The organism is Xenorhabdus entomophaga (genome assembly GCF_037996725.1).
GTDB classification, from domain to species: Bacteria; Pseudomonadota; Gammaproteobacteria; order Enterobacterales; family Enterobacteriaceae; genus Xenorhabdus; species Xenorhabdus khoisanae.
In genome coordinates, this window is the sequence record NZ_JBBMXH010000060.1 from 1 (window position 1) to 18525 (window position 18525).

An 18525-nucleotide genomic window follows, 5' to 3' on the forward strand; every position below is an offset into this window, starting at 1 on the left:
TTTGACCACCACCCCGTCAAACGACGCAGGTTGATTCTGGATAGCTGCACCTTCCAACCCTATATTCCGCACAAACTCTGATTTGTTCGGAATATCCGCCCCATTTCGACTTTTATCCAGTTTCCCCTCCATCGCCGCCTGCAATGCCCGTATTGATTGCAATGACACGGTCTGACCGTTCGGTAATGTCACCTCCACCGTGCCATTCTGTGACATCCATTTGTCCATGTTCTGGAGGAACTGGGTGATGTAGCTGTTAATCGCCACTATATGCCTGGCCCCATCGGAAATGGAATCTGGGGCAGTGGTCTGAATCTGGTATTTCACGTTATTGAGGGTAACACTGGCATTATCCGCCAGTACCAGCTCGGTATCTGAATTCACTGCCTGAATCATGTGCGGTAAATTGCTGTTGCCGGACTGGATTAACATAAGCTGCCCGGGGGCAACCCCGTTGATATTCGATATAAATTTTGTGCCCGTACCGCGGACAATAGCCGAGCCGGACACAGTGCTGATAGTGCCTTGTGAATGGAGCATGATTGGTTCCTGAGAAAATTTAGAAGTAGTCGTCGAAGTTAATCGCGTAGATGTCGTAATCGATGGGCTTGTAGTTGAACCAATCGCGTTGGGAATACACCATATCCGCTTTACCTACTCTGTTCACCCACACCTTATTACCCGAAAAGGAAAAACCAGAATCAAAAAGCCAAAAATATCCCTTTCCTCTATCTTCTACCAGCTTGGCAAGTTGATTAACCTGTACCATCGGTTTTGCAATAGTCTTGGCTGAACCACTCCCATTCCTCACAGGTATCATTTCACCCATAAAGAAAGGCGTATAATAAGATGAGTAGGTCATATGACCTGACGCGTTATAAATCGCTACACCCCAGTCAGGTTTTTGCAACGGGAAGCCACTGGAAAAAATGACGACATACACCTCACAGGCGACGTCATTATTTACAATGACTCTATCGTGCGTCATGCCTATCGCCGCGCCGGATGTCTCTGTCCGGGCAAATACCAAGCATTGCGCCCTGTTGGGTATGGAATCCGGCACTCGCCATTGCCCATTTTTATCCAGTGTGACTCGCCCGCGATAGACGCAATAACCCAGCCGGTTCTGGTCTGTAATGGTCGATACGCCGTTCATACCTGCCAGTTGGATACCAAATGAACCTGTATTTTTAGGATAGCCGCAGACCTGAATATAAAAATGTTCATCTTTGTCAAAATACGGCATAAACGCGTCGATCAAGGCCCCTAGCCCAGTTTGATGTCTATTGGGATTATCACTGTACTCAAAATGCAAGTATTCTCCGTCCATTCTGATATTCTCAATCCTGAGGTCAATAATGGCAGAGACCATTCCCCGAAATCCGACCATAACAGTTTTTGTTGGTATCAGGACGATATTAAAATCCTTCGCCTCAGGAATATGGCGTGACTGTTTCCATCCGTATTTCCTGTAATCGTCGTATAACGCCACCTTCACAGTTTGTATTAGGCTCATTGTCTGCGCCCGGTCGGAATCCAGCCGGAAAGGTTTACCCCCGTCACCGGGCTGTACCATCATGCCCCAACTCATATTTTCCCCACCTTAACCCGCATTGTTCCACTGCCATCCCAAACGGTTAACCCGGTATGGTCGAGGGCGACCCGCGCCCCACTTGCCGAGCTTCGCATCTCAAACGCCCCATTCTTAGGCAGGTTCCAGCCACCATACGGCCAGTTATCTGAACGTATACCGTCAGCAATTTTTGCCATGGTGATAGAGGCATTTTTGATTTTTGCCCCGTCAATTACCGCTGTACCGAGAAAGGCCTCTTTGATAAAAACCTGCCCGTCCTTAATCACGAACACCGGCTCCATTTTCCCATTGGACGGATTCACCACCGTAAACTGGTTCGCCCTGACGCCGAAATGCGTCTCGACCTTACCGTTCTTCACCTCAGCCCCAATCACCATGCCTGCCTGATAGAACTGACCTTTGTACTTCACCCCTGCCCCGATATCCTTGATAGCATAGCCATTGCCATCAATATCAAAGACCGCGGTCGCCTTGGTCTGCACCGCCGCCGCATTCTCACCCACATCGGCCTGAACTTTTTCCATCTTCTCCGCAAAGGCTTTCCTGTCGGTCAACTGTGTGGTTTTGACTTCCAGTATCTCCGTCCGCATCTCGCCATTTTCTTTCAGTTGACGCTGGACAATGGAGCCACTCAGTGCCGCATTTTCCATTGCCGCTTCCGAGTTATAATCAATCTGGGATTGCAGCCGTTTTCCGGCCTCGGCAGTGAGGAACTGGTTGCCAGTGGCCTCCACTATCCAGCTCGTATCCGTTGAGGATTCGCCCCGGACAAACTCTGTCCACGGGGACTGGTTGCCGGATTTATCCACCAGACGGGCACGGAAGTAGAACGCGACCCCGGCTAACAGTCCCTGTAGGGTATGGGTGCGTTGCGGGTAGGGAATATCCGCCAGCAGCATTAACCCTTCACCGTCGTTAGTCGGGCTGTACTGGATCTCGGTTTTCAGCGTGTCGTCCGTCTGTGGCGCAAAACCCCAGTCAAGCTGGATACCAAAGATAATCGGGGTTGTTCTGAATGCCAAAGGTGCAGGTGGATTACCCTGTTTTCCCTTCAGGTGCGTTTCCGGTGCATTTGCCCAGAGACTGGATATCTCAGACGCATTAATCGCCCGCACTCGGGCCTGATAGCGTCCGGCGTAGATGTTCGGCACTTCAAAGCCCTGTGTCGAGGTTCGGGGGGCGGGTATCCAGTTCCCGTTATCCCGCCGCCACTCCGCTTCATAGGCGATCGCACTTTCAGCCGCTTCCCATGTCACCCGCAAGGTGTTTACGGCAATGCCCTGATTGACAACGGAGTAACTGCCAATCGTCACCTTTTTCGGCGGGGGCTGAACGCCGGGCGGAATGACCGAAATGGGGCGTTCATCAATGCGGGTGCCGGTATCAATATGGGTGTATTTATCCGGGTTATGCTCAACGGCGGTGATCTCAAACGACACGCCGTCCTCGCCCTCTTTGATGCCGGTCACCCTGAATAGCTGGACAGCCAAGTCCGCCGCATCAATCGCCCAGACACATTCAGTGGCCGGTATTTCCGAATAGTCTGTAGTGACCGTGACCACCTGACCGTTCACCGCCTGAATGGTTCGCCCCTCCGCTTTACCGGAAGGCAGGTTCAGAATTAGCCGCTCGCCCGCTTTCGCAGACGATACCCGGTCCAGCGTGATATTGCGTCCAGTCACCGAACCCACACGCCCACCCAGCACGCGACCGGAAAACATTTCATCAGCCACCCCAATGACGTAACCGGGTAACGGGATTTTGCCATCCAGCCCCACGGTAAAGGTCACCATCCGGTCATACTCGTTAGTATGCAGTATCCACTTACCCCGCCGTATCGCTTCACTCTGGCGGGTACAGCCGATCGCCGTCACATCCGCCTGTTTGACGTCATAACGACGGATTAACCGGTTATCAAAAACCGGCTCGACCGCATCCTGATAGCCGTTCTGTGGATCTGACCAACTCACCATCGCGGTAGAGTAATGGGTTTTCTCGCTGGAACTGGCGTAAACAAACTTACCGTCACGAACATTGGCACGGGTATAGAGGTAATCCATATCACGCGGCATATCGGCCAGTACATTCATGTTGTTGTTGGCCCAGAACGTCATGCCCCGGAAGATACTGGCAATATCCCGAAGTACTGTCCACGCATCCTCTTGTGACTGGATATAGACATTGCAAGTGTGCCTTGGCTCCATGCCGCCTTTACCGTCAGGCACGGGCTGATCACAATACTGGGCGATGCGGTACAAATCCCATTTCGCCAGACTCAGGTTCTCCGCCTTAACCCGGGTGCCGATACTGAACCGGTCATTCATCATCAGGTCATACAGCACCCACGCCGGATTGTCTGTCCATGCCCATTTAAAGGCGCCTTGCCATACACCGGAATACGCGCGGCTGTCCGGATCGTAATTATCGGGCACACGAATAATGCGCATCTTCGGCTCACAGGAGACCTGCGGGATATTGCGGAATTGTTTGGCATCAAACTGAACGAACAACAGGGCAGTTTCGGGGTAACTGAGTTTGGCATCGATCACCTCGGTGATAGCCTCAACCACCATAGCATCCGCAATCCGGATAGTGTTCTGTTTCGGGGTGAGACGACGCACGCGAACCTGCCAGCCTGAATGTGCTTTAGGCAGATCAATACGGTGTGACCGTTCATATTTAGTGGTCGTCTTACCATCCACGGCAAGTGTGGGCAATTCCTGATACGAACCGCCATCGGTTGCCACCTCAATCACATAATCGATGCGATACCCCACCGTATCGCCGTCCTCTTCCTGCTTTTGCAACTGGGGCCATGACAGCCGGAGGCGAACCGCCGACAACTGGGTATTGGTGACCGATCTGACCCATGACTCCATTAACTCCGTGCCCACGGTCAGCTCATTTTCGACCGCTGGCATGCCCGGTATATACTCTTGGTGTGGCGTGCCGGGACGAAATTCCCACTTCACGCCCTCAAAGTTGGCCTGACCATCGGGACCGATAATCGGCGTGTTATCCAGAAAGATATTAGTGCCGTCCAGCCCGCCTTCAAACTCACCTTCACCCAATGCCAGTAAGATTTTGGCATACGAGGTGGATTGCAATGAATCCGGTGATTCAACGGGGGTGCGGGGGCTTTCATTGCCGCCCTTGCTGCCCTGAATAAGATGATGTCCCATATTTCACCCATAAAAAAAGCCGCAGGTGCGGCGAGACTAAACGTAATGACGGTTATTGCTGGTCTTCGGCGTAGATGCCCGCTGAGATGATGGCCCCGCCGATACGACGCTTACCGTAGCCCACCGGAACAGGGTTGCCCTGCGCGATGGAGTTCACGGGGCCACCAAAGGCGTAACTGGGTTTGTTATCCGGATCTTCCCGTCGCGCCAGTCCCCCCGGCATCGGTGATAACATCTGCACCACGCCGCCCAGCATCATTCCAACGCCGGACATCACCATCGGCGCACCCCACGGGGTTGACCACATAAACGCCCCGGCGACGACCATCACCGCCCCGAGTATGGTTTGTAAAACCCCGGCTTTCTTGCTGCCGATAATCACCGGGGCAATCCGAATGTCACCCTCACCCGAAAATTCCAGTTCATCCTGACTGATATTGCGCTTGCCGCTGAACACCGCAAAGGTTAAGCCCCGTTCTTTCGCGGTCAGCAGAAACTTTTCAAATCCGTCAATCAGGACAGACAGTGCCCTGACAGCCTCCTGAGGGGACGATACCGCTAAACAGTGCTCTCGTCCGAACTGAGCGCCCAAAACCCCGTTCAGCCGTATTATTCGTAGTGTGTTCATGGTTTACTCCAACAAAAAACCCGCCGAAGCGGGGGTTATCTAAGAAGCCAATAACGACGCCTCTCGTTAAACTCTTCTTTTAATTGTTCAGGTAGATGATTTTCTATAGATGAAATAACGCCACCAAATTCATTGAGAAATTTAACGTACTCACTTTCTGTCATCTTAGATCTAAATTCCTTCATTTTTTGAATTGATACCATGAGAACAGAATCTTCTAATTCATAACTACCATTCTTTTGAATATAAAACTTCTGAGAAGATAGTGCGTTTAAAAAATCACGTTCGCTGGCATTACAAATTGCCGGAATTTCTTTATTACAGTGCTTGCAAACAATGGCTTCTGACTTAATTGTTTCTGCACAAAACGGACACTTTGTTATTTCCCCTGAATCCATTTTTTGTTTTTCTATAACTTCCTGATCGGTTGACAATGCAAGGGAATGAAGAAATGCGATAAGAAAAAGAAGAAAACCATATAACCACCAAACACCAAAACTTCGGCCCTTATTGGCCGCTATCTTGGCAGGAAGTAATCCTAATGCAGCAGAAATGATAAGCAACAAAACAAGACCATCCATAACGACTCTCCATAGTTTAATCTCCTTTTATGCTAATCATGATCCTCTATTTATGCAATTGACGGTATCTCAGTCTTTTTATTGTTCGTTCCTGCCAGTACCCACTGTAGGGTACGCGCTGACTGAGTTGTCCGTACGTATGGTGTAACATTAATCCGTCGCCGATATACACCCCGGCATGATTAGGTTCTTTGGCTTGCACCTGCATAATAATTACATCCCCCACCTGTAATTCCCCGCTGCACGCTGCGAAGCCCGCCGCCGCATAGTGCTTCATATACAGGTTTTCGCCCCGCTCCCACCAGCCATCTGAGCGCTCAAAATTGGGGATTTCAATATTACGCTCCAGCCGATACCAGTCGCGCACAATGGCGTAACAGTCCCAGATACCATGCACGAACGGGCGACCGATGAGAGGTTTGATTCCCTCAGTCGGCATCAGCGTACGAATATCCCCTTCGGGCCAAGAGACGATCACCCACGGGATTTGTGACAGGTCACACTGGGCAATGTCTAATTGGCTGGGCTGTGTTGTGGTGTCGGGGTGACTGTGAACGATAGCAACTATAGTGCCTGTATCCTCAGCATTGGCGTAATCTTCGGGGTGAATGCTGAATTGCTCGGTGGGTGAAGGCGCGGTATTGCGACAGGGGATATATTTTTGTTTGCGGCTATGTTGAACCACCAGCCCACAGCATTCATTGGGGTATTCTGCTTTGGCGTGATCCATAGCTGCATTAATAATATGTTTGCGTAAAGTTTCCATATCATCGCCTCAGTAATGCAGAACCGGGGAAGCCGCCAAATGGAAGCGGATTCCCTTTTCCAAAACGCGGTTCGCACCCTGTTGATAGCAACCCGGAACAAACATCCTTTGACGGGTCGTCGGTCGGGTTGCCATCCTCATCAAAATATTGATTCCCTGTGTAGCCACATGGCGATTTACGATATAACCCACGCATACACCACGTGCAAAGGCTGTGTATCTGTCTGGTAGGAATTTGAATCCCTTGCAAGTCAGCAGGTGAAGACAGCGCAAACTGAACGCTTTTATTGTCCTCATGGGTCTTGCTATCGATATAGTAGACGTCGATTTTCTCCTGTGTGGGGTCAGCTTCCGGGTTACCCTCCGGGAAATTGCGCGCATCCAGATAATGCGAGAATGTCATACGGATAGTGACACGAGCCTGAGCCATATTCTGATAAGCCAGACACATTGCGCTAATGGTGCCATCAAGGTTAGCCACAGTGAGTGTGGACGAAGTTGAACGACCATCGCTATTCACCTCCAACCCCTCGACCTTGACAGGCCAAGGCTTATACTCCACGCCCTGCCACCAGATAGATTTAATCGGTAAGCTGTCTATATCGCCTTCCAATTCCTTTTCTGTATAAGGAGTGGGGTAATTATGGAAATACAGCTCTGGCCCACCAAAAGCGGAACCATCAACAGAAAACAAAAGAATCTTATTCCCCGACTCAAGACGTTGGAGATCTGCATTAATTTTCATGCGCTGAATGCCTGTTCAAATGTTGCTGATATTTTCATAACACCACCTGCCATAGGGAGCATGGTTATTGAATCTGCCTTGACTCGATATAACCCTTTCTCCCCAAATGGCGGCGTCCAGATAAATGACTTTAAGGTGTGCCTGCGGATAAACTGAAATATCGGCATCACTTCTTCTTTCATGCCGATGTAGGAGTAAGGCCAAGACTGGGTTTCGGGGTTAATCCCGTCAGCGGATACCTGCTTATAGCCATCTCCGAACTCAATGACCTTGATTCGGTGTTTAAATTCACCGCTGGGCGAATCTTGGATTTGAGTTCGCCATTTAAACTCTTCAATAGCCATATAAGTACCTATAAAAGAAAAAACCGCAATTAAGCGGCGTTAGAAATGAAAAACCCGCCGAAGCGGGCTGTTGTGAGTTGATTGCTTTAGTCAAGCTGCCTTGTGGCGCTTATTTGCTGATTTTCTTTTTTCGCTTTTCATCGCTTTGTTATGAGCTTCTGTCAGTATCCGTTTTTTCTCACTATTAGCAAAACGATTTAAAACTTGCCTGATTAACGGCTGATAGCCCAAGCCATTAAGGTCGGCTATCATTTTCAGGTCTTCAATCAGAGACTTATTCAACCTGATTGAAATGGGTTGCAAATCCAATGCCTCATTAATCAGTTCATCTGTTATATCATCAGACACTTTGACGTGAGCTTCACTGCGACCAAGCTCACCGTTATCCCATGCTTCATTAGTGGAAGCTATCAGGTTTGTTCGCTTATCAGTATGTTTGCTCATTTCTCTGTTCCTAGACCGTATTTTCTGTAAATTCTCAATTCATCTTCGTTAGGTGCATAGGCTGTTCTTATGGCTACCCCTTTTTCCGGATAGTAAATAAAAACCACCTTTAATTTAACACCGTAATCAGTTTCAGATATAAACCACTTTGTTGGCGGATCAGTTTTATTGTCTTCTCTTGTGTCCTCAAGAAAGTACCCAACCCGATTGGAAAAACACTGGAGTATATCTTCCTCATTAACAGGTGGATTCTTACCTGCTAACTTCAATCTGATATTTGATGATATCAAGAGTTTCATATGACAGTCTTTAACCTATGGTTAATCTGTATATACACAATACACTACGGAACAAATCAAAACAACTCATAAAACCGCAGTAATTGCTGCGTGATTGATAGATAAAGTAAATTGCTAACTTATATTTTTTGTATATACAAAATAAGTTTTAGCCGTCCGTGGCTTGGTGTTAGTTCAACAACACCTTAGAGTTCCGCTCAATTGCAGTCTTGAGAGAAAATAAAGAGCCGTCTATATTAGAAAGTGCAGTATTAAACACCTTGGCTATATCAGGAGTTAGGACAGATAAATGCGGGTCAAGTCTATCCCAAACATCTATCAACGTACCCAGTTCCCTATATGCAGCGTTAACATTATCAACCTCAGTTGACAAATTAATATGGTTGCATGTGGCGTTCTTTAATGGGTTGCGTTGTTGGACCGTGGTTTTAGCCGTTACTGGTTCCGATTCCTTTTGGTTAAAGTAAAAGTCTTCCAGTTTCTCGAAAACATCCCATGCCTTATCAGTATCCAACATCTTAGCGTGACGGGCAGCTCCGCGTTCTGTCCAGAGGATTAGGCTACGAGCACGTTTACCAACGATTTTAGCGCCATATTCAACTGAGTAACTTTCAGTTACCCTGTTCTTAAATTGTTTTAAATCAGCACCTTCTAACTTGAAGTAATGTTTACCATGAGTAAATCTTTCTGTATTGCGCGAAAAATTCATTTTGATATTTACTTCATCAGTTCCATAAACATCAGCTAACAACTCAGTAGTAATAACTGGAACACTGTTGTGCATGATGGCGATCATACTTTCTACTGAATTGGAGTTTTTACATAATTTATTAACTGATATACTTAACATGTCTATATTCCTTGGGTTGGAGTAGACGATTTAGAAGCCCTGACTATCCCCACGATGGTTGGGGCTTCGCTCTGTTTTTTTTCATTTCATGACTAAATGTTTAATGCTTTCTTGCAATTTTTGAATGTGGTTTTATGCAGGGAGCCATAGTAATCCTGCTTGTCTTCATCCCATGCCCAATTAAACAAGTATGCTTCTGGCTCACCAGTAACAGTCCTTATTCTTCTCGTCAGTCCAGACCACACTCCTGTTAACTCAGATGCTTCAATTCCAAGCTTATTTGCAACGTCATTGCTCCAGAAGCCATCTCCAGCTCCATCTATTTCAAGAATTGTTTTCAACACTAAACGCGATTTATCACTGAGTCCGCGAATGACCTTTATCGCTTGCGCAGAAGATAAATCTATTGGCAGATCAGTCTCCTCGTAAGTGAGATTTACGCCATCATGACCCTTAGTAACAAGCGCTAGAATTTCGTCTTTTGCACTTTGAGACAACTTGCTAAAATCAACTGTAGAAATGAAAATACCACTCATCTTTCTTCCTCTATCATCGAAATAAAACCAACGATAAGCCAAGGTTAGTGCCTTGTCAATTTATCTAACCACGTTTAACGGTGAAAATTCATTAACTGAAGTAGTTGGGGCTTCGCCGTTTCAGAACGGAGCTATTTATTGCGTAATTGTAACTTTTTGTAAAGGTAATCAGCCGTGAATTGCGAGATACTTCGAATATTCAACCAATTACACACCAAATACGAGTAAATTTGTATTGTTAACCCTAACAATCACTGTTAAATTGGTTAATTCTTTTGAATAGATCAGTATTTGATCGCCATCCTTGGCCCTCAGTCCTTAAGCCGCTTTATCCACGCTCAACATCTTAGCTAGTTTGGAGATGCCTTTTGCAGTCACGAGAACCTGCTCGCAAACTCTCTCAGTTCCATCGTCTTTAGCGACAATAGTCACCTTATGCTCCAGCAACCCTTGTTGTAACTTGTCTTGATAACCAACCCAAGATTTTTTACCCAAACGGCGATAAATCCACTTAGTTGACGAAAGAGTATCGAAAAGAGCTTTAGGCTTGATTTGTAGATGTTTCGCTGCGTCTGTAACGCACATACTGCCAGTTGATTTTTTGGCGATGCGCTCGAAGGCATCTACATCTGGCTTCATTTCTTCGACCTTGTGCTCAAGGTCTTTATTTTCCAGTAACAAACGTTCCTTTTCTTCTTCGGCTTGAATTACCATGAGAGCAAGTTCTTTGGCGTTTGGTAACCTCGAAGGGGAATTGCGCCTTTCTTGTTCTAATTCGTACAGGCGATCAATCACCGCTGCACGTCTTTTAACATCGTATCCAGTAACTAAGATTTCAGTATGACGACGGTCTAGTAAATACTCCCAAGCATTGGGATTGTTATTGTCGTACTGAATGCAGATAACGCATTGATTGGTAAGGTAAACCAAATCTGGCTTACGGATATAATCAGATTCAGCGCCACCATATAAAGCAGATAACATAGTGCGAATATCGCGGCATACATGCGTATGACTTTTACCAGTCAGTTTTGCGATCTCGCGACTTGACATCTTGGTGACAACTGCGCCAGAAGCTGCTACATTCTTATTAGTCATTAAAAACTCTCCATCGAGTTAGTTTGATGAAAACCAGTAACTGCAAACTACTGGTTTTCTGTTTTCAGGGTACTTGGCGGTACTCTGGTAAATTGATTTGTCATTCGTTACAATGACTAAGTTGTTTATCTCGCGGTAAATGGCACTCAGAGGCCCTAGTCTGTTCGCGCAGCTAGGGCTTCGCTGTTTAGATCTCAATCTCACCTCTTTTCTCCATCGCATCTAACAACATCAAGCGGTACACCACTTCGCTGTGACGAGTTCTTAAGTTTCTTTCTGCTGATTTAACAATTCCTTGCTCTATTTCAGGTGGAATTCTTAACTGCATAGGGTTGATTGTTTTTTTTTCCTTATTCATCATGTATCCTCATATTTAATATCTTACATTCTCATAATATCTCATTATGAAGACAAATCAAGAGGTTTTATGAAGAACAAAGAGTTTAACATGAATAAACTTGAAATAAATGAGGGATTCCACGCAAGAATCTCATCGGCTAGGGCTGAAAACTCATTAACACAAGCGGAACTTGCTACTTTAGCTGGTGTATCTCAGCGCCAAATCGCAGCCTATGAAGGACGTGAATCAAAACCAAGACAAGGTGTACTAAAGCAGTTAGCTAGAGTTTTAGGTACAACGCCAGAATGGCTGGCGACAGGGGAAGGTGAATCAGGAATTGAAAATCTGACAACCTTTTCAGGGGCGTTAAAAAAAATCCCCATTATTCCATTAAATAAGGTGATTGACTGGGTAACTAGTCAATCACCACTGTATATAACCAATGAATACTTCCCAACATGTTATGCCCTAAGTGATTGGGCGTTTGCCGTTCGCATTTCCGATCCTGCAATGGCAACTTCTGGGTTTGATAATCTCAGTTTTCCTAAAGATTCATTAGTGATATTTGAGCCAGCTATAGACCCTGAAAATCAAGATTTTGTTATCGCTATTATGCCTAACGGAAAATCCGTATTTAGGCAATATTTCTCTAACTTGAGAACCTCAACTCTAATGCCGCTTGATTCCAGATACCCACAAGAACAAATAGAAAGTAGTGAAATTGAAAGTAAAGAAATTATACTTATACCCGCTGTTTCTTATGAAATAACATTACCAGCATTAAATAGGATTGACATTTTAACTAATTAATTTCATTGAATTATAACGAATAGTCAGAATTAATTTCTGACCAACAAAAAAGCCCCGTAAGGGGCTGTTTGTCAAAGTGAACTTTTCTTAGTATTATCAATCTCTTCTTTACATTTTTTATTATTTTCAAAATTATATTGCAGGAAGAGGTATCCATCTGAACGATCATTAGCTCTGGCTTCCAACGCAATAGAATCAAGATAGTTTTTTTCTAAAGTCTCACTTTTAGATTCCCACTCTGCTGATAGGAATCTCTCTTCTTTATATAACCCCATCATCCAATCTTGTGGCTTTTCCCATATCGAATCAGGGAGTAAAAAATCAGCCTTTTTACTCTCTCCATATATTGAATCAAGAGAAATTTTAAGATCTTCAAATTTACTCTTTAATGAAATGCCATAACTGTCTGTCTTGATATTTTTACTAATAGCTCGTATCTGACAAAGCCCAGCTGTTGGTGAAATCAAAAGTGCATACGTTTTGAATTCAGTATTTTTTTTAGGCAATTTATCAGCTACATACAGATTTACACTGTTTTCAATTGGGACAAGGTTGCTGCCTGTCATGTCTTCAATGTTTTTCTTAGTCAGCCCCGCTTGTAACCCAAAAGGACCATCGGCAGGTGGCAATAACTGCTGTTCGATTTCGTTTTTATTGGACTTATTACCTGAGCTTTCAATTGAGGTGGATAAATTACCCTGATTATTGTTAGATATTTTACCAGTGGTTAGCCCGTATTTAGCTGATAAGTATTTTTGTTGCAACATAGCCAACGTTTGCTCCTGAGTAGCAACCGTAGATAGTTTCACTGCCTGTACTAAACCACCACTGTAATTAGCAGCATCTTTTTTCGCCGCTTCAATGTCAGATTTTAGATTTTCAATCTCTGCTTTTATGACATTAGACGCTTCAGGATCTTGTTTTACCTCATTTACTACGATGTCAATTTCAGCACCAGATTCTATTGCATTAATTCTTTGTTGTAATAATGCCTTGTTGGTTTCTAAAACTTCAAGCCGCATTTCAATTAATGATTTGATAAGACCGCCAGCATATTGTTCATCTTGCAATTTTGCGATTGAAATATCTTTCTCAGTTTGTGTTAACTCAACTTTCAGATTATCAACTTGTTGCTTCTCTTCAAGAGATAACTCTTTTGGCCCACATCCGGCCAACAATACACTCCCGATCAGCAAAACAGCTAATTTTTTCATTACAATCCCTCATTGTTAAATTTTGCTCATAATAGCAACTAATGAGGGGGAGGGTAATGCAATAATCCATACTTAAAGGGTATTTGTGTGATGGGTGTCAGATTCAAGCCCTTTAGGGCTTGGGTTATTTTATAGATTACGCTCTCAATTCACTATCCCAGTATTTTATTTTTCTAATGAACGTTTCATGAATCTCACTAGGTAGAGTGCGCTTTATTATGGTGATTTCATCTTCAAAGTCTCTGTAGATATTCGTTGAGTCCGGTGATTGAGCAAAAAATGATTCAACTAATTTTCTCACGCCATCATCATTTATCATGAAGCCGTCTCTTTTCTTTATAAGAAGCTCATCTGCGTTACCAACCCTTCCCACAGCTTCTACAGTAGCGTCCACCTTAATCAAATCACTTCCACAATGCTTGCATTTGATAGCTTCCTTTCTTATAGCTTCGGCGCAGAACGGGCATTTTTTATATGAACTACTTTCGCCATGAATTACCGCTTTGACTTCATCTGTTCGACTAGACAGGGCTACAATCAACCCAATCAATGGAGAAGCAAATGCCATAAAGCCAGCAGCTAAGCCATTACCATTGGTTATATTACTAGTAACGACCACAAGCACAAATGATACCCCACACATGATAATAAAATAGACAACACCTCTAAGAGTGCTGGTCCTTTTGCCAGCAACAACACTAACAATAAACACGACTAGTGCGTAAATTAAAAATCCCCAAATAGGCTCCATATGATTACGATCCCCATCAAAATAGCTTTGCTATGTTACTAACTACACGATTCCAGACAATTTATCCCTCTAAGAGGTAAGAGTTTTCACAAAAGTAACCTTGTTTCAGATATCTCTTTCAACAGGCTACTGATAGCATCAACTGACATTTTCAGCGCGCTGGCTTTTCAGTCATATTCTTATCATATTGACCTTGTATATAGTTAAATGCCTCTACTGTTTTACTGCAATCTTTTGTGTGTTCATCATTACGAACGCAACTAGCATAGCTCAGTGAAATTATCCCTGAAATTGCAGTAATGTTTTCCAATTGCCATCGACAAAATTCAGGATCGGTATGTTGAGAACAGACATTATTTGTTGCTTCAATAATAAAATCTTTATCTGACTGTTCGGCCTGAACTACCATTGGTAATAATAACACCATCCATGCTAACCTTTTCATCGTCACCTCCAATTTAATTAGATTAATGAATCTTAGCCAAAGTATGGTGCAAAATGAAGCAAACTCTATTCAATTGAGGTGTTAGTAATAAAAATCACCGGATTGGTGGCTGTTAATCGTTAAGTTCTTTGATAGTTCTGGCGGCGTACTCCTCAGCCTCTTTGAAGTACACCGATAGCGGCTTATCAGCATTGAATGCTGCGTGATAGATGATATGAACATCAGGACTCAATCCCGTAATAAAGCACCCACCATCTTTGGGATTGCCTTTAAACACCTCCACAGGAATATTGATATTTTCCTGTTCAGGACTAACTATTGTTGAGCCAATTTTGAAAAACATACATACCTCGCTTATTAATAATTTCTACCTCTGGCCGCTCTAATGATCTTATACAAATCACCACCATCACGGCTTTCTTGAACTATCACCGCCCTTATTTTTCTCGTCAGTGATTGTTCCGCTGCCTGCGCGTCTATATTTGAAGCAGTAGATTGTTGCTGCTGGCCTTCTACATGAATACCGCCAAGATTGACCTGAACTCCACCAGCGGGCACAGGTTGCATACCGTACATTATTGGAGTCGGAGTGCTGACTGTCATCGGTTGAGAGCCGCCAACGTGACCACCGCTAGCATAGCCTTTCTTAGCACCATCCATTAATCGATATAGGTTAGCCACGCCGAGACGCATTGTCGCTTCTTTGGTGAAGACGAACTCGCCGCCGTGAACAATGCCTTTAGGCTCATATTTGCCGCCATCTCCAGTGTAGCCGCCACCAGCATATCCAAACCACGTCTTACCAAATTCAGTACCACCGAATGCGGCTTTCATGGCTTGCAACATAGCCATTTGCATTAGCATTTTGGTGATCATGCTCAGAATGGATTTGGTGAAATCGCCAAAGTCAGCCTTACCAGTGAGAAGAAAATCAGACAGGGTGTTGCTCATGCCAGTAAATGCCGCTTGTGAGATTTGAGCGACGTTGGCATAGGTGTTTGTGGCTTGTTCTTGGAACTCAGCAAAGCCTTTTTGGATACCTTTCTCCCAGTTACCTCTTAAAGCTTCTTCTTCCTCGAAGTGCTTCTTTAACACATCTTTTTCTTCTGGCGTCTTAGACTTCTCTATGGCTATCTCTTGCTGATAGACTCTGTCAGATTTACCCGCGCTTTCAATCATAGCTCTGGTTCTGGCTTCAATTTCAGCGACTCGTTTGTGCTGCTGATCCAGTTCAGCGTTGATTTTTTTCTGAGCTTCAACTTCATCACCAATGACAGCCAGTTTTTCTTTTTGTGCCAGAATGCTCTCTTTGCTGGCTAACAGTGATTTTTCATCCAAGGTCAGCTTGCGAGTGCGAGCAGCTTCTTCGAGAATGTTAAACTGCGCTTGTTCTTTCCAGAGATCTTTACGCTGCTGGCTGATAATATCGTCAACACTTTGATGCTTCTTAAGTACTTCTAGTTGGGATTGTAAAGACAACAAGTCGCGAGCGGCTTTCTCATCCTCACGAGTACCAGCATCAACTCTGAATTTAGGTTCGGATTTAGGTTTTCTACCTTTTCGAGAACCGGGCATTTGGCGGTCACGGTGCTTATAGTTGATCTGTTTCTTATACTCTTCGTACTGCTCCTTGGTTAACGCATATTTTTCAGCCTCTAATTTTGCCAATTCCTCATCGCGTTTGGTTTTCCAGCTCGCATAACTATTATGCCATTTTTGACGAATTCTAAAGTTTTCGACTTCTCTCTGTTCTGCTTCCTTTTTGGATTGCTTCCGTGCGTTCTCTAGATCTCTATCAAATTGCTGCTTTTTCAGCTGCTCCAATTCTTTCATTAAATCTTCTGGAGGCTGCCCTGTCTGATAATAATGAATACCTTTTGACGCGGGGTTAATTTGAAATTCAATAAGTTTTTCTTCATAAGCCCTAATTTTCTCGTCCAGAGTATCTTGCCTGCCTATATTAAGCATGGCATCCCAAGCGCTTTTGGCTGCGTTTTGAACTCCCAGCCATGCGGACTCAAGAAAACCCAGATTTTGAGTTATATCATTCGCCCCATCATTGATAGATTGCGCATAGGCATCGATAGCAAGTCTGGCCGCCGCTGTTTTATTGCCCTGTAATTCTAATGTGTTGATCTGCTCCAGTTGCGCAGCGGTCAAATGGTGATTGGCTTTTTCCAATTCCAGTGACATTTTTAACGGCTCGTCCTGCAACCGTTGAAATTGGTTTATTGTCGTCTCAACTGCCTGCCCGGTAATGTAATTCATTTGTGCCGCAGCCTTAGCGATACGGGATATTTCATTATCTCTAAATAACCCTGTCCCGACGACGCTCGCAATAGACGCAGCTATTTCAGACCGCGTGATGCCATTACCTGACATGACACGCGCCATTTCGTTGAGCTGTCCAGCGGTTTTATTAGCGTAATTACCTGTTAAGATAAGCTGCTTATTGAATTGAGTGAATTCTTGCTCTGCCTGATAAGCAGCCTTGGCAATCCCGCCCACCCCTGAGATTACTGCTCCCCAAACTCCACCACGCAATAACCCGCCCATTCCTATTGAGCCAGCTAGGTTTTTAAGTATATTAATAGCAGATTTATTTTTCCCGCTTAAATCGTTAGTGGCTTTACCCGTTTCTTTTAATTTATTGATGTAAATATCTGCCGCAGAACTCACACCCAATTGTGCCGCCCGGTATCGTAACAATTCATTGCGGCTAAGGTTTTGTGTTGCTAGCTGATCTTTTAATCTGGTAAGGAATACCTGACTCGCTGCAACCTGTTTCGCATCAGCCTCTGCCATCCGCATCTTTTTGCCGACAATGTCAGACAGGATATTTCGATAAGATTCAAGGTCTAATTTCTCAGACTGGCGGGCTTTTCTGGCCTCTGCCTGAATCTTGGTTAGCTGCTCTGTCGCTGTCGAATTGCGTTTAATGGCATCAATCTGTTTAAAGAATGCTTCTGCGACTTTATCTTGTTCTGCCGCCAGTTTTTTGGAGGCTAAAGCTGCGTTTTGTTTCTTTGCGACCGACGCCGCAACATTTTTATTTACTTGGTCAAGTTCTTTAGCCATCTCAGCCGAAGCAGCAGCGCTCTTTTCTGACTGACTGGTTAACTTATCTGTGGAGTTGCTTGCTTTATCAGCGGCATCCTTAAATGAGTTTAGCTTTTGCTCACCTCTCTCAAGGTCAGAGGTGTTAACCTTTAGTGAAATCGTTGCTACGTCAGTCATTATGTTTCCTTCGGGTATAAAAAACCTCCCGAAAGAGGTCATAAAAGGAGTTGTTACTTCTTATACATAACTTCGAGTGCCTTAACTTCCATCACCCGAATATCGTTAAATACGGTCGCCCTGTCTTTGATGTTGAGATAACCCATGACCTGATTCAGTGGGGAATAATCCAGCCCTGTAGCGCCGTTCATGCCAACACGCCATTGAGTTCTCATTGCGCTAAACGTCAAATACGAATCCCAGACATCAGGCCATACCTCAACATCGCACTCGTCCGGGAGGAAGCCAAACGCCCGTTCAAAGTCAGCGGCGTCTTTGGCGCTCATTCCCCCGTATAGTGCTTCAGCGACCGCAATCAGTTTTTTTCGCGATTACCCAATAATTCATTGTAGTAAGTAGTTGTAATTGCCGTTGTCGCTGACGGATAGTTATCCAGCAGCAATTTTAAGTTAGCCGGGTTATAAGGTTCTTCTATCGCCCAATCCGCAACGATTTTCTCAAAGAATTCCTGCGCCGGCATCTCACGCATCTTATCCAGTTCACTGATTGGGTGGTGATTGAATGTAAATGTCACCACTTCCGGTTCTTCTTTGCCAGCAACGGGGATCTGAACATTTGCTTTGAATTTAGGGTTAGGAACGAGCGTAAACTTAGCCATTTT

Annotated in this window: 22 protein-coding genes; 1 reads left to right on the plus strand and 21 read right to left on the minus strand. The window is 44.8% G+C overall.

The annotated features are described in order from the left end of the window. From AAC854_RS13215 to AAC854_RS13280, 14 genes are all read right to left on the minus strand, one after another. On the minus strand, positions 1 to 540 hold a 540-nt coding region (locus AAC854_RS13215; protein WP_479715126.1), incomplete at its 3' end, for a cupin domain-containing protein. A 19-nt stretch (positions 541 to 559) separates the two neighbouring features. Further along, on the minus strand, positions 560 to 1591 hold the full coding sequence (locus tag AAC854_RS13220) for a DUF6453 family protein (RefSeq protein ID WP_340617507.1): 1032 nt from the start codon (positions 1589 to 1591) through the stop codon (positions 560 to 562). Continuing rightward, a complete protein-coding gene (locus tag AAC854_RS13225) occupies positions 1588 to 4776 on the minus strand; it encodes a TipJ family phage tail tip protein (protein ID WP_340617508.1) in 3189 nt (1062 codons plus the stop codon). Before AAC854_RS13225 ends, AAC854_RS13220 begins: the two co-directional genes overlap by 4 nt. A gap of 52 nt (positions 4777 to 4828) precedes the next feature. Continuing rightward, positions 4829 to 5404, minus strand: coding sequence for a tail assembly protein (locus AAC854_RS13230; protein WP_340617509.1), 576 nt, complete (start codon positions 5402 to 5404; stop codon positions 4829 to 4831). 35 nt (positions 5405 to 5439) lie between these two features. Further along, entirely contained in the window at positions 5440 to 5985 is a 546-nt protein-coding gene (locus AAC854_RS13235; RefSeq protein ID WP_340617510.1) for a zinc ribbon domain-containing protein, read from the minus strand. A gap of 46 nt (positions 5986 to 6031) precedes the next feature. Continuing rightward, positions 6032 to 6751: a C40 family peptidase gene (locus AAC854_RS13240; protein WP_340617511.1), complete on the minus strand. Its 720-nt coding sequence runs from the start codon at positions 6749 to 6751 to the stop codon at positions 6032 to 6034. 1 nt (position 6752) lies between these two features. Then, positions 6753 to 7496 carry a phage minor tail protein L gene (locus tag AAC854_RS13245; protein WP_340617512.1) on the minus strand — a complete coding sequence of 248 codons (744 nt, stop codon included), beginning with the start codon at positions 7494 to 7496 and terminating at the stop codon, positions 6753 to 6755. Then, on the minus strand, positions 7493 to 7840 hold the full coding sequence (locus tag AAC854_RS13250; protein WP_340617513.1) for a phage tail protein: 348 nt from the start codon (positions 7838 to 7840) through the stop codon (positions 7493 to 7495). The genes AAC854_RS13245 and AAC854_RS13250 overlap by 4 nt, the downstream gene beginning before the upstream one ends. Before the next feature lie 90 nt (positions 7841 to 7930). Then, positions 7931 to 8284: a hypothetical protein gene (locus AAC854_RS13255; RefSeq protein ID WP_273549224.1), complete on the minus strand. Its 354-nt coding sequence runs from the start codon at positions 8282 to 8284 to the stop codon at positions 7931 to 7933. Then, complete coding sequence (locus AAC854_RS13260; protein WP_273549225.1) at positions 8281 to 8583, minus strand: hypothetical protein; 303 nt, start codon at positions 8581 to 8583, stop codon at positions 8281 to 8283. Before AAC854_RS13260 ends, AAC854_RS13255 begins: the two co-directional genes overlap by 4 nt. A gap of 169 nt (positions 8584 to 8752) precedes the next feature. Then, positions 8753 to 9433, minus strand: a complete 681-nt coding sequence (locus AAC854_RS13265; protein ID WP_340617514.1) for an ORF6N domain-containing protein — start codon at positions 9431 to 9433, stop codon at positions 8753 to 8755. Positions 9434 to 9525: 92 nt separating this feature from the next. After that, entirely contained in the window at positions 9526 to 9969 is a 444-nt protein-coding gene (locus AAC854_RS13270; RefSeq protein WP_340617515.1) for a hypothetical protein, read from the minus strand. A 318-nt stretch (positions 9970 to 10287) separates the two neighbouring features. Beyond that, positions 10288 to 11067 (minus strand): phage antirepressor KilAC domain-containing protein, encoded by a 780-nt coding sequence (locus tag AAC854_RS13275; RefSeq protein WP_340617516.1) that lies wholly within the window; start codon positions 11065 to 11067, stop codon positions 10288 to 10290. A 187-nt stretch (positions 11068 to 11254) separates the two neighbouring features. Beyond that, positions 11255 to 11428, minus strand: a complete 174-nt coding sequence (locus tag AAC854_RS13280) for a hypothetical protein (protein WP_340617517.1) — start codon at positions 11426 to 11428, stop codon at positions 11255 to 11257. A gap of 66 nt (positions 11429 to 11494) precedes the next feature. On the opposite strand from AAC854_RS13280, the gene AAC854_RS13285 reads away from it, so the two are divergent. Beyond that, on the plus strand, positions 11495 to 12217 hold the full coding sequence (locus tag AAC854_RS13285) for a helix-turn-helix domain-containing protein (RefSeq protein WP_340617518.1): 723 nt from the start codon (positions 11495 to 11497) through the stop codon (positions 12215 to 12217). A gap of 71 nt (positions 12218 to 12288) precedes the next feature. On the opposite strand, the gene AAC854_RS13290 is transcribed toward AAC854_RS13285, so the two are convergent. From AAC854_RS13290 to AAC854_RS13320, 7 genes are all read right to left on the minus strand, one after another. Beyond that, positions 12289 to 13431 carry a hypothetical protein gene (locus AAC854_RS13290; protein WP_340617519.1) on the minus strand — a complete coding sequence of 381 codons (1143 nt, stop codon included), beginning with the start codon at positions 13429 to 13431 and terminating at the stop codon, positions 12289 to 12291. A gap of 136 nt (positions 13432 to 13567) precedes the next feature. Further along, positions 13568 to 14182 (minus strand): zinc ribbon domain-containing protein, encoded by a 615-nt coding sequence (locus AAC854_RS13295; RefSeq protein WP_340617520.1) that lies wholly within the window; start codon positions 14180 to 14182, stop codon positions 13568 to 13570. 151 nt (positions 14183 to 14333) lie between these two features. Further along, positions 14334 to 14627 carry a hypothetical protein gene (locus AAC854_RS13300; protein WP_340617521.1) on the minus strand — a complete coding sequence of 98 codons (294 nt, stop codon included), beginning with the start codon at positions 14625 to 14627 and terminating at the stop codon, positions 14334 to 14336. A 112-nt stretch (positions 14628 to 14739) separates the two neighbouring features. Continuing rightward, entirely contained in the window at positions 14740 to 14970 is a 231-nt protein-coding gene (locus AAC854_RS13305; protein WP_340617522.1) for a hypothetical protein, read from the minus strand. 14 nt (positions 14971 to 14984) lie between these two features. Further along, complete coding sequence (locus AAC854_RS13310; RefSeq protein WP_340617523.1) at positions 14985 to 17864, minus strand: phage tail tape measure protein; 2880 nt, start codon at positions 17862 to 17864, stop codon at positions 14985 to 14987. 53 nt (positions 17865 to 17917) lie between these two features. Next, entirely contained in the window at positions 17918 to 18190 is a 273-nt protein-coding gene (locus AAC854_RS13315; RefSeq protein WP_340617524.1) for a DUF1799 domain-containing protein, read from the minus strand. A gap of 29 nt (positions 18191 to 18219) precedes the next feature. After that, entirely contained in the window at positions 18220 to 18522 is a 303-nt protein-coding gene (locus AAC854_RS13320; RefSeq protein ID WP_340617525.1) for a phage tail assembly chaperone, read from the minus strand. Positions 18523 to 18525 lie beyond the last annotated feature (3 nt).

Excerpts from the sequence above, each read along its gene's own strand:
- AAC854_RS13220 (WP_340617507.1), bottom strand. The coding sequence starts at position 1,591 with ATGAGTTGGGGCATGATGGTACAGCCCGGTGACGGGGGTAAACCTTTC.
- AAC854_RS13225 (WP_340617508.1), bottom strand. The coding sequence starts at position 4,776 with ATGGGACATCATCTTATTCAGGGCAGCAAGGGCGGCAATGAAAGCCCC.
- AAC854_RS13230 (WP_340617509.1), bottom strand. The coding sequence starts at position 5,404 with ATGAACACACTACGAATAATACGGCTGAACGGGGTTTTGGGCGCTCAG.
- AAC854_RS13235 (WP_340617510.1), bottom strand. The coding sequence starts at position 5,985 with ATGGATGGTCTTGTTTTGTTGCTTATCATTTCTGCTGCATTAGGATTA.
- AAC854_RS13240 (WP_340617511.1), bottom strand. The coding sequence starts at position 6,751 with ATGGAAACTTTACGCAAACATATTATTAATGCAGCTATGGATCACGCC.
- AAC854_RS13245 (WP_340617512.1), bottom strand. The coding sequence starts at position 7,496 with ATGAAAATTAATGCAGATCTCCAACGTCTTGAGTCGGGGAATAAGATT.
- AAC854_RS13250 (WP_340617513.1), bottom strand. The coding sequence starts at position 7,840 with ATGGCTATTGAAGAGTTTAAATGGCGAACTCAAATCCAAGATTCGCCC.
- AAC854_RS13255 (WP_273549224.1), bottom strand. The coding sequence starts at position 8,284 with ATGAGCAAACATACTGATAAGCGAACAAACCTGATAGCTTCCACTAAT.
- AAC854_RS13260 (WP_273549225.1), bottom strand. The coding sequence starts at position 8,583 with ATGAAACTCTTGATATCATCAAATATCAGATTGAAGTTAGCAGGTAAG.
- AAC854_RS13265 (WP_340617514.1), bottom strand. The coding sequence starts at position 9,433 with ATGTTAAGTATATCAGTTAATAAATTATGTAAAAACTCCAATTCAGTA.
- AAC854_RS13270 (WP_340617515.1), bottom strand. The coding sequence starts at position 9,969 with ATGAGTGGTATTTTCATTTCTACAGTTGATTTTAGCAAGTTGTCTCAA.
- AAC854_RS13275 (WP_340617516.1), bottom strand. The coding sequence starts at position 11,067 with ATGACTAATAAGAATGTAGCAGCTTCTGGCGCAGTTGTCACCAAGATG.
- AAC854_RS13280 (WP_340617517.1), bottom strand. The coding sequence starts at position 11,428 with ATGATGAATAAGGAAAAAAAAACAATCAACCCTATGCAGTTAAGAATT.
- AAC854_RS13285 (WP_340617518.1), top strand. The coding sequence starts at position 11,495 with ATGAAGAACAAAGAGTTTAACATGAATAAACTTGAAATAAATGAGGGA.
- AAC854_RS13290 (WP_340617519.1), bottom strand. The coding sequence starts at position 13,431 with ATGAAAAAATTAGCTGTTTTGCTGATCGGGAGTGTATTGTTGGCCGGA.
- AAC854_RS13295 (WP_340617520.1), bottom strand. The coding sequence starts at position 14,182 with ATGGAGCCTATTTGGGGATTTTTAATTTACGCACTAGTCGTGTTTATT.
- AAC854_RS13300 (WP_340617521.1), bottom strand. The coding sequence starts at position 14,627 with ATGAAAAGGTTAGCATGGATGGTGTTATTATTACCAATGGTAGTTCAG.
- AAC854_RS13305 (WP_340617522.1), bottom strand. The coding sequence starts at position 14,970 with ATGTTTTTCAAAATTGGCTCAACAATAGTTAGTCCTGAACAGGAAAAT.
- AAC854_RS13310 (WP_340617523.1), bottom strand. The coding sequence starts at position 17,864 with ATGACTGACGTAGCAACGATTTCACTAAAGGTTAACACCTCTGACCTT.
- AAC854_RS13315 (WP_340617524.1), bottom strand. The coding sequence starts at position 18,190 with ATGAGCGCCAAAGACGCCGCTGACTTTGAACGGGCGTTTGGCTTCCTC.
- AAC854_RS13320 (WP_340617525.1), bottom strand. The coding sequence starts at position 18,522 with ATGGCTAAGTTTACGCTCGTTCCTAACCCTAAATTCAAAGCAAATGTT.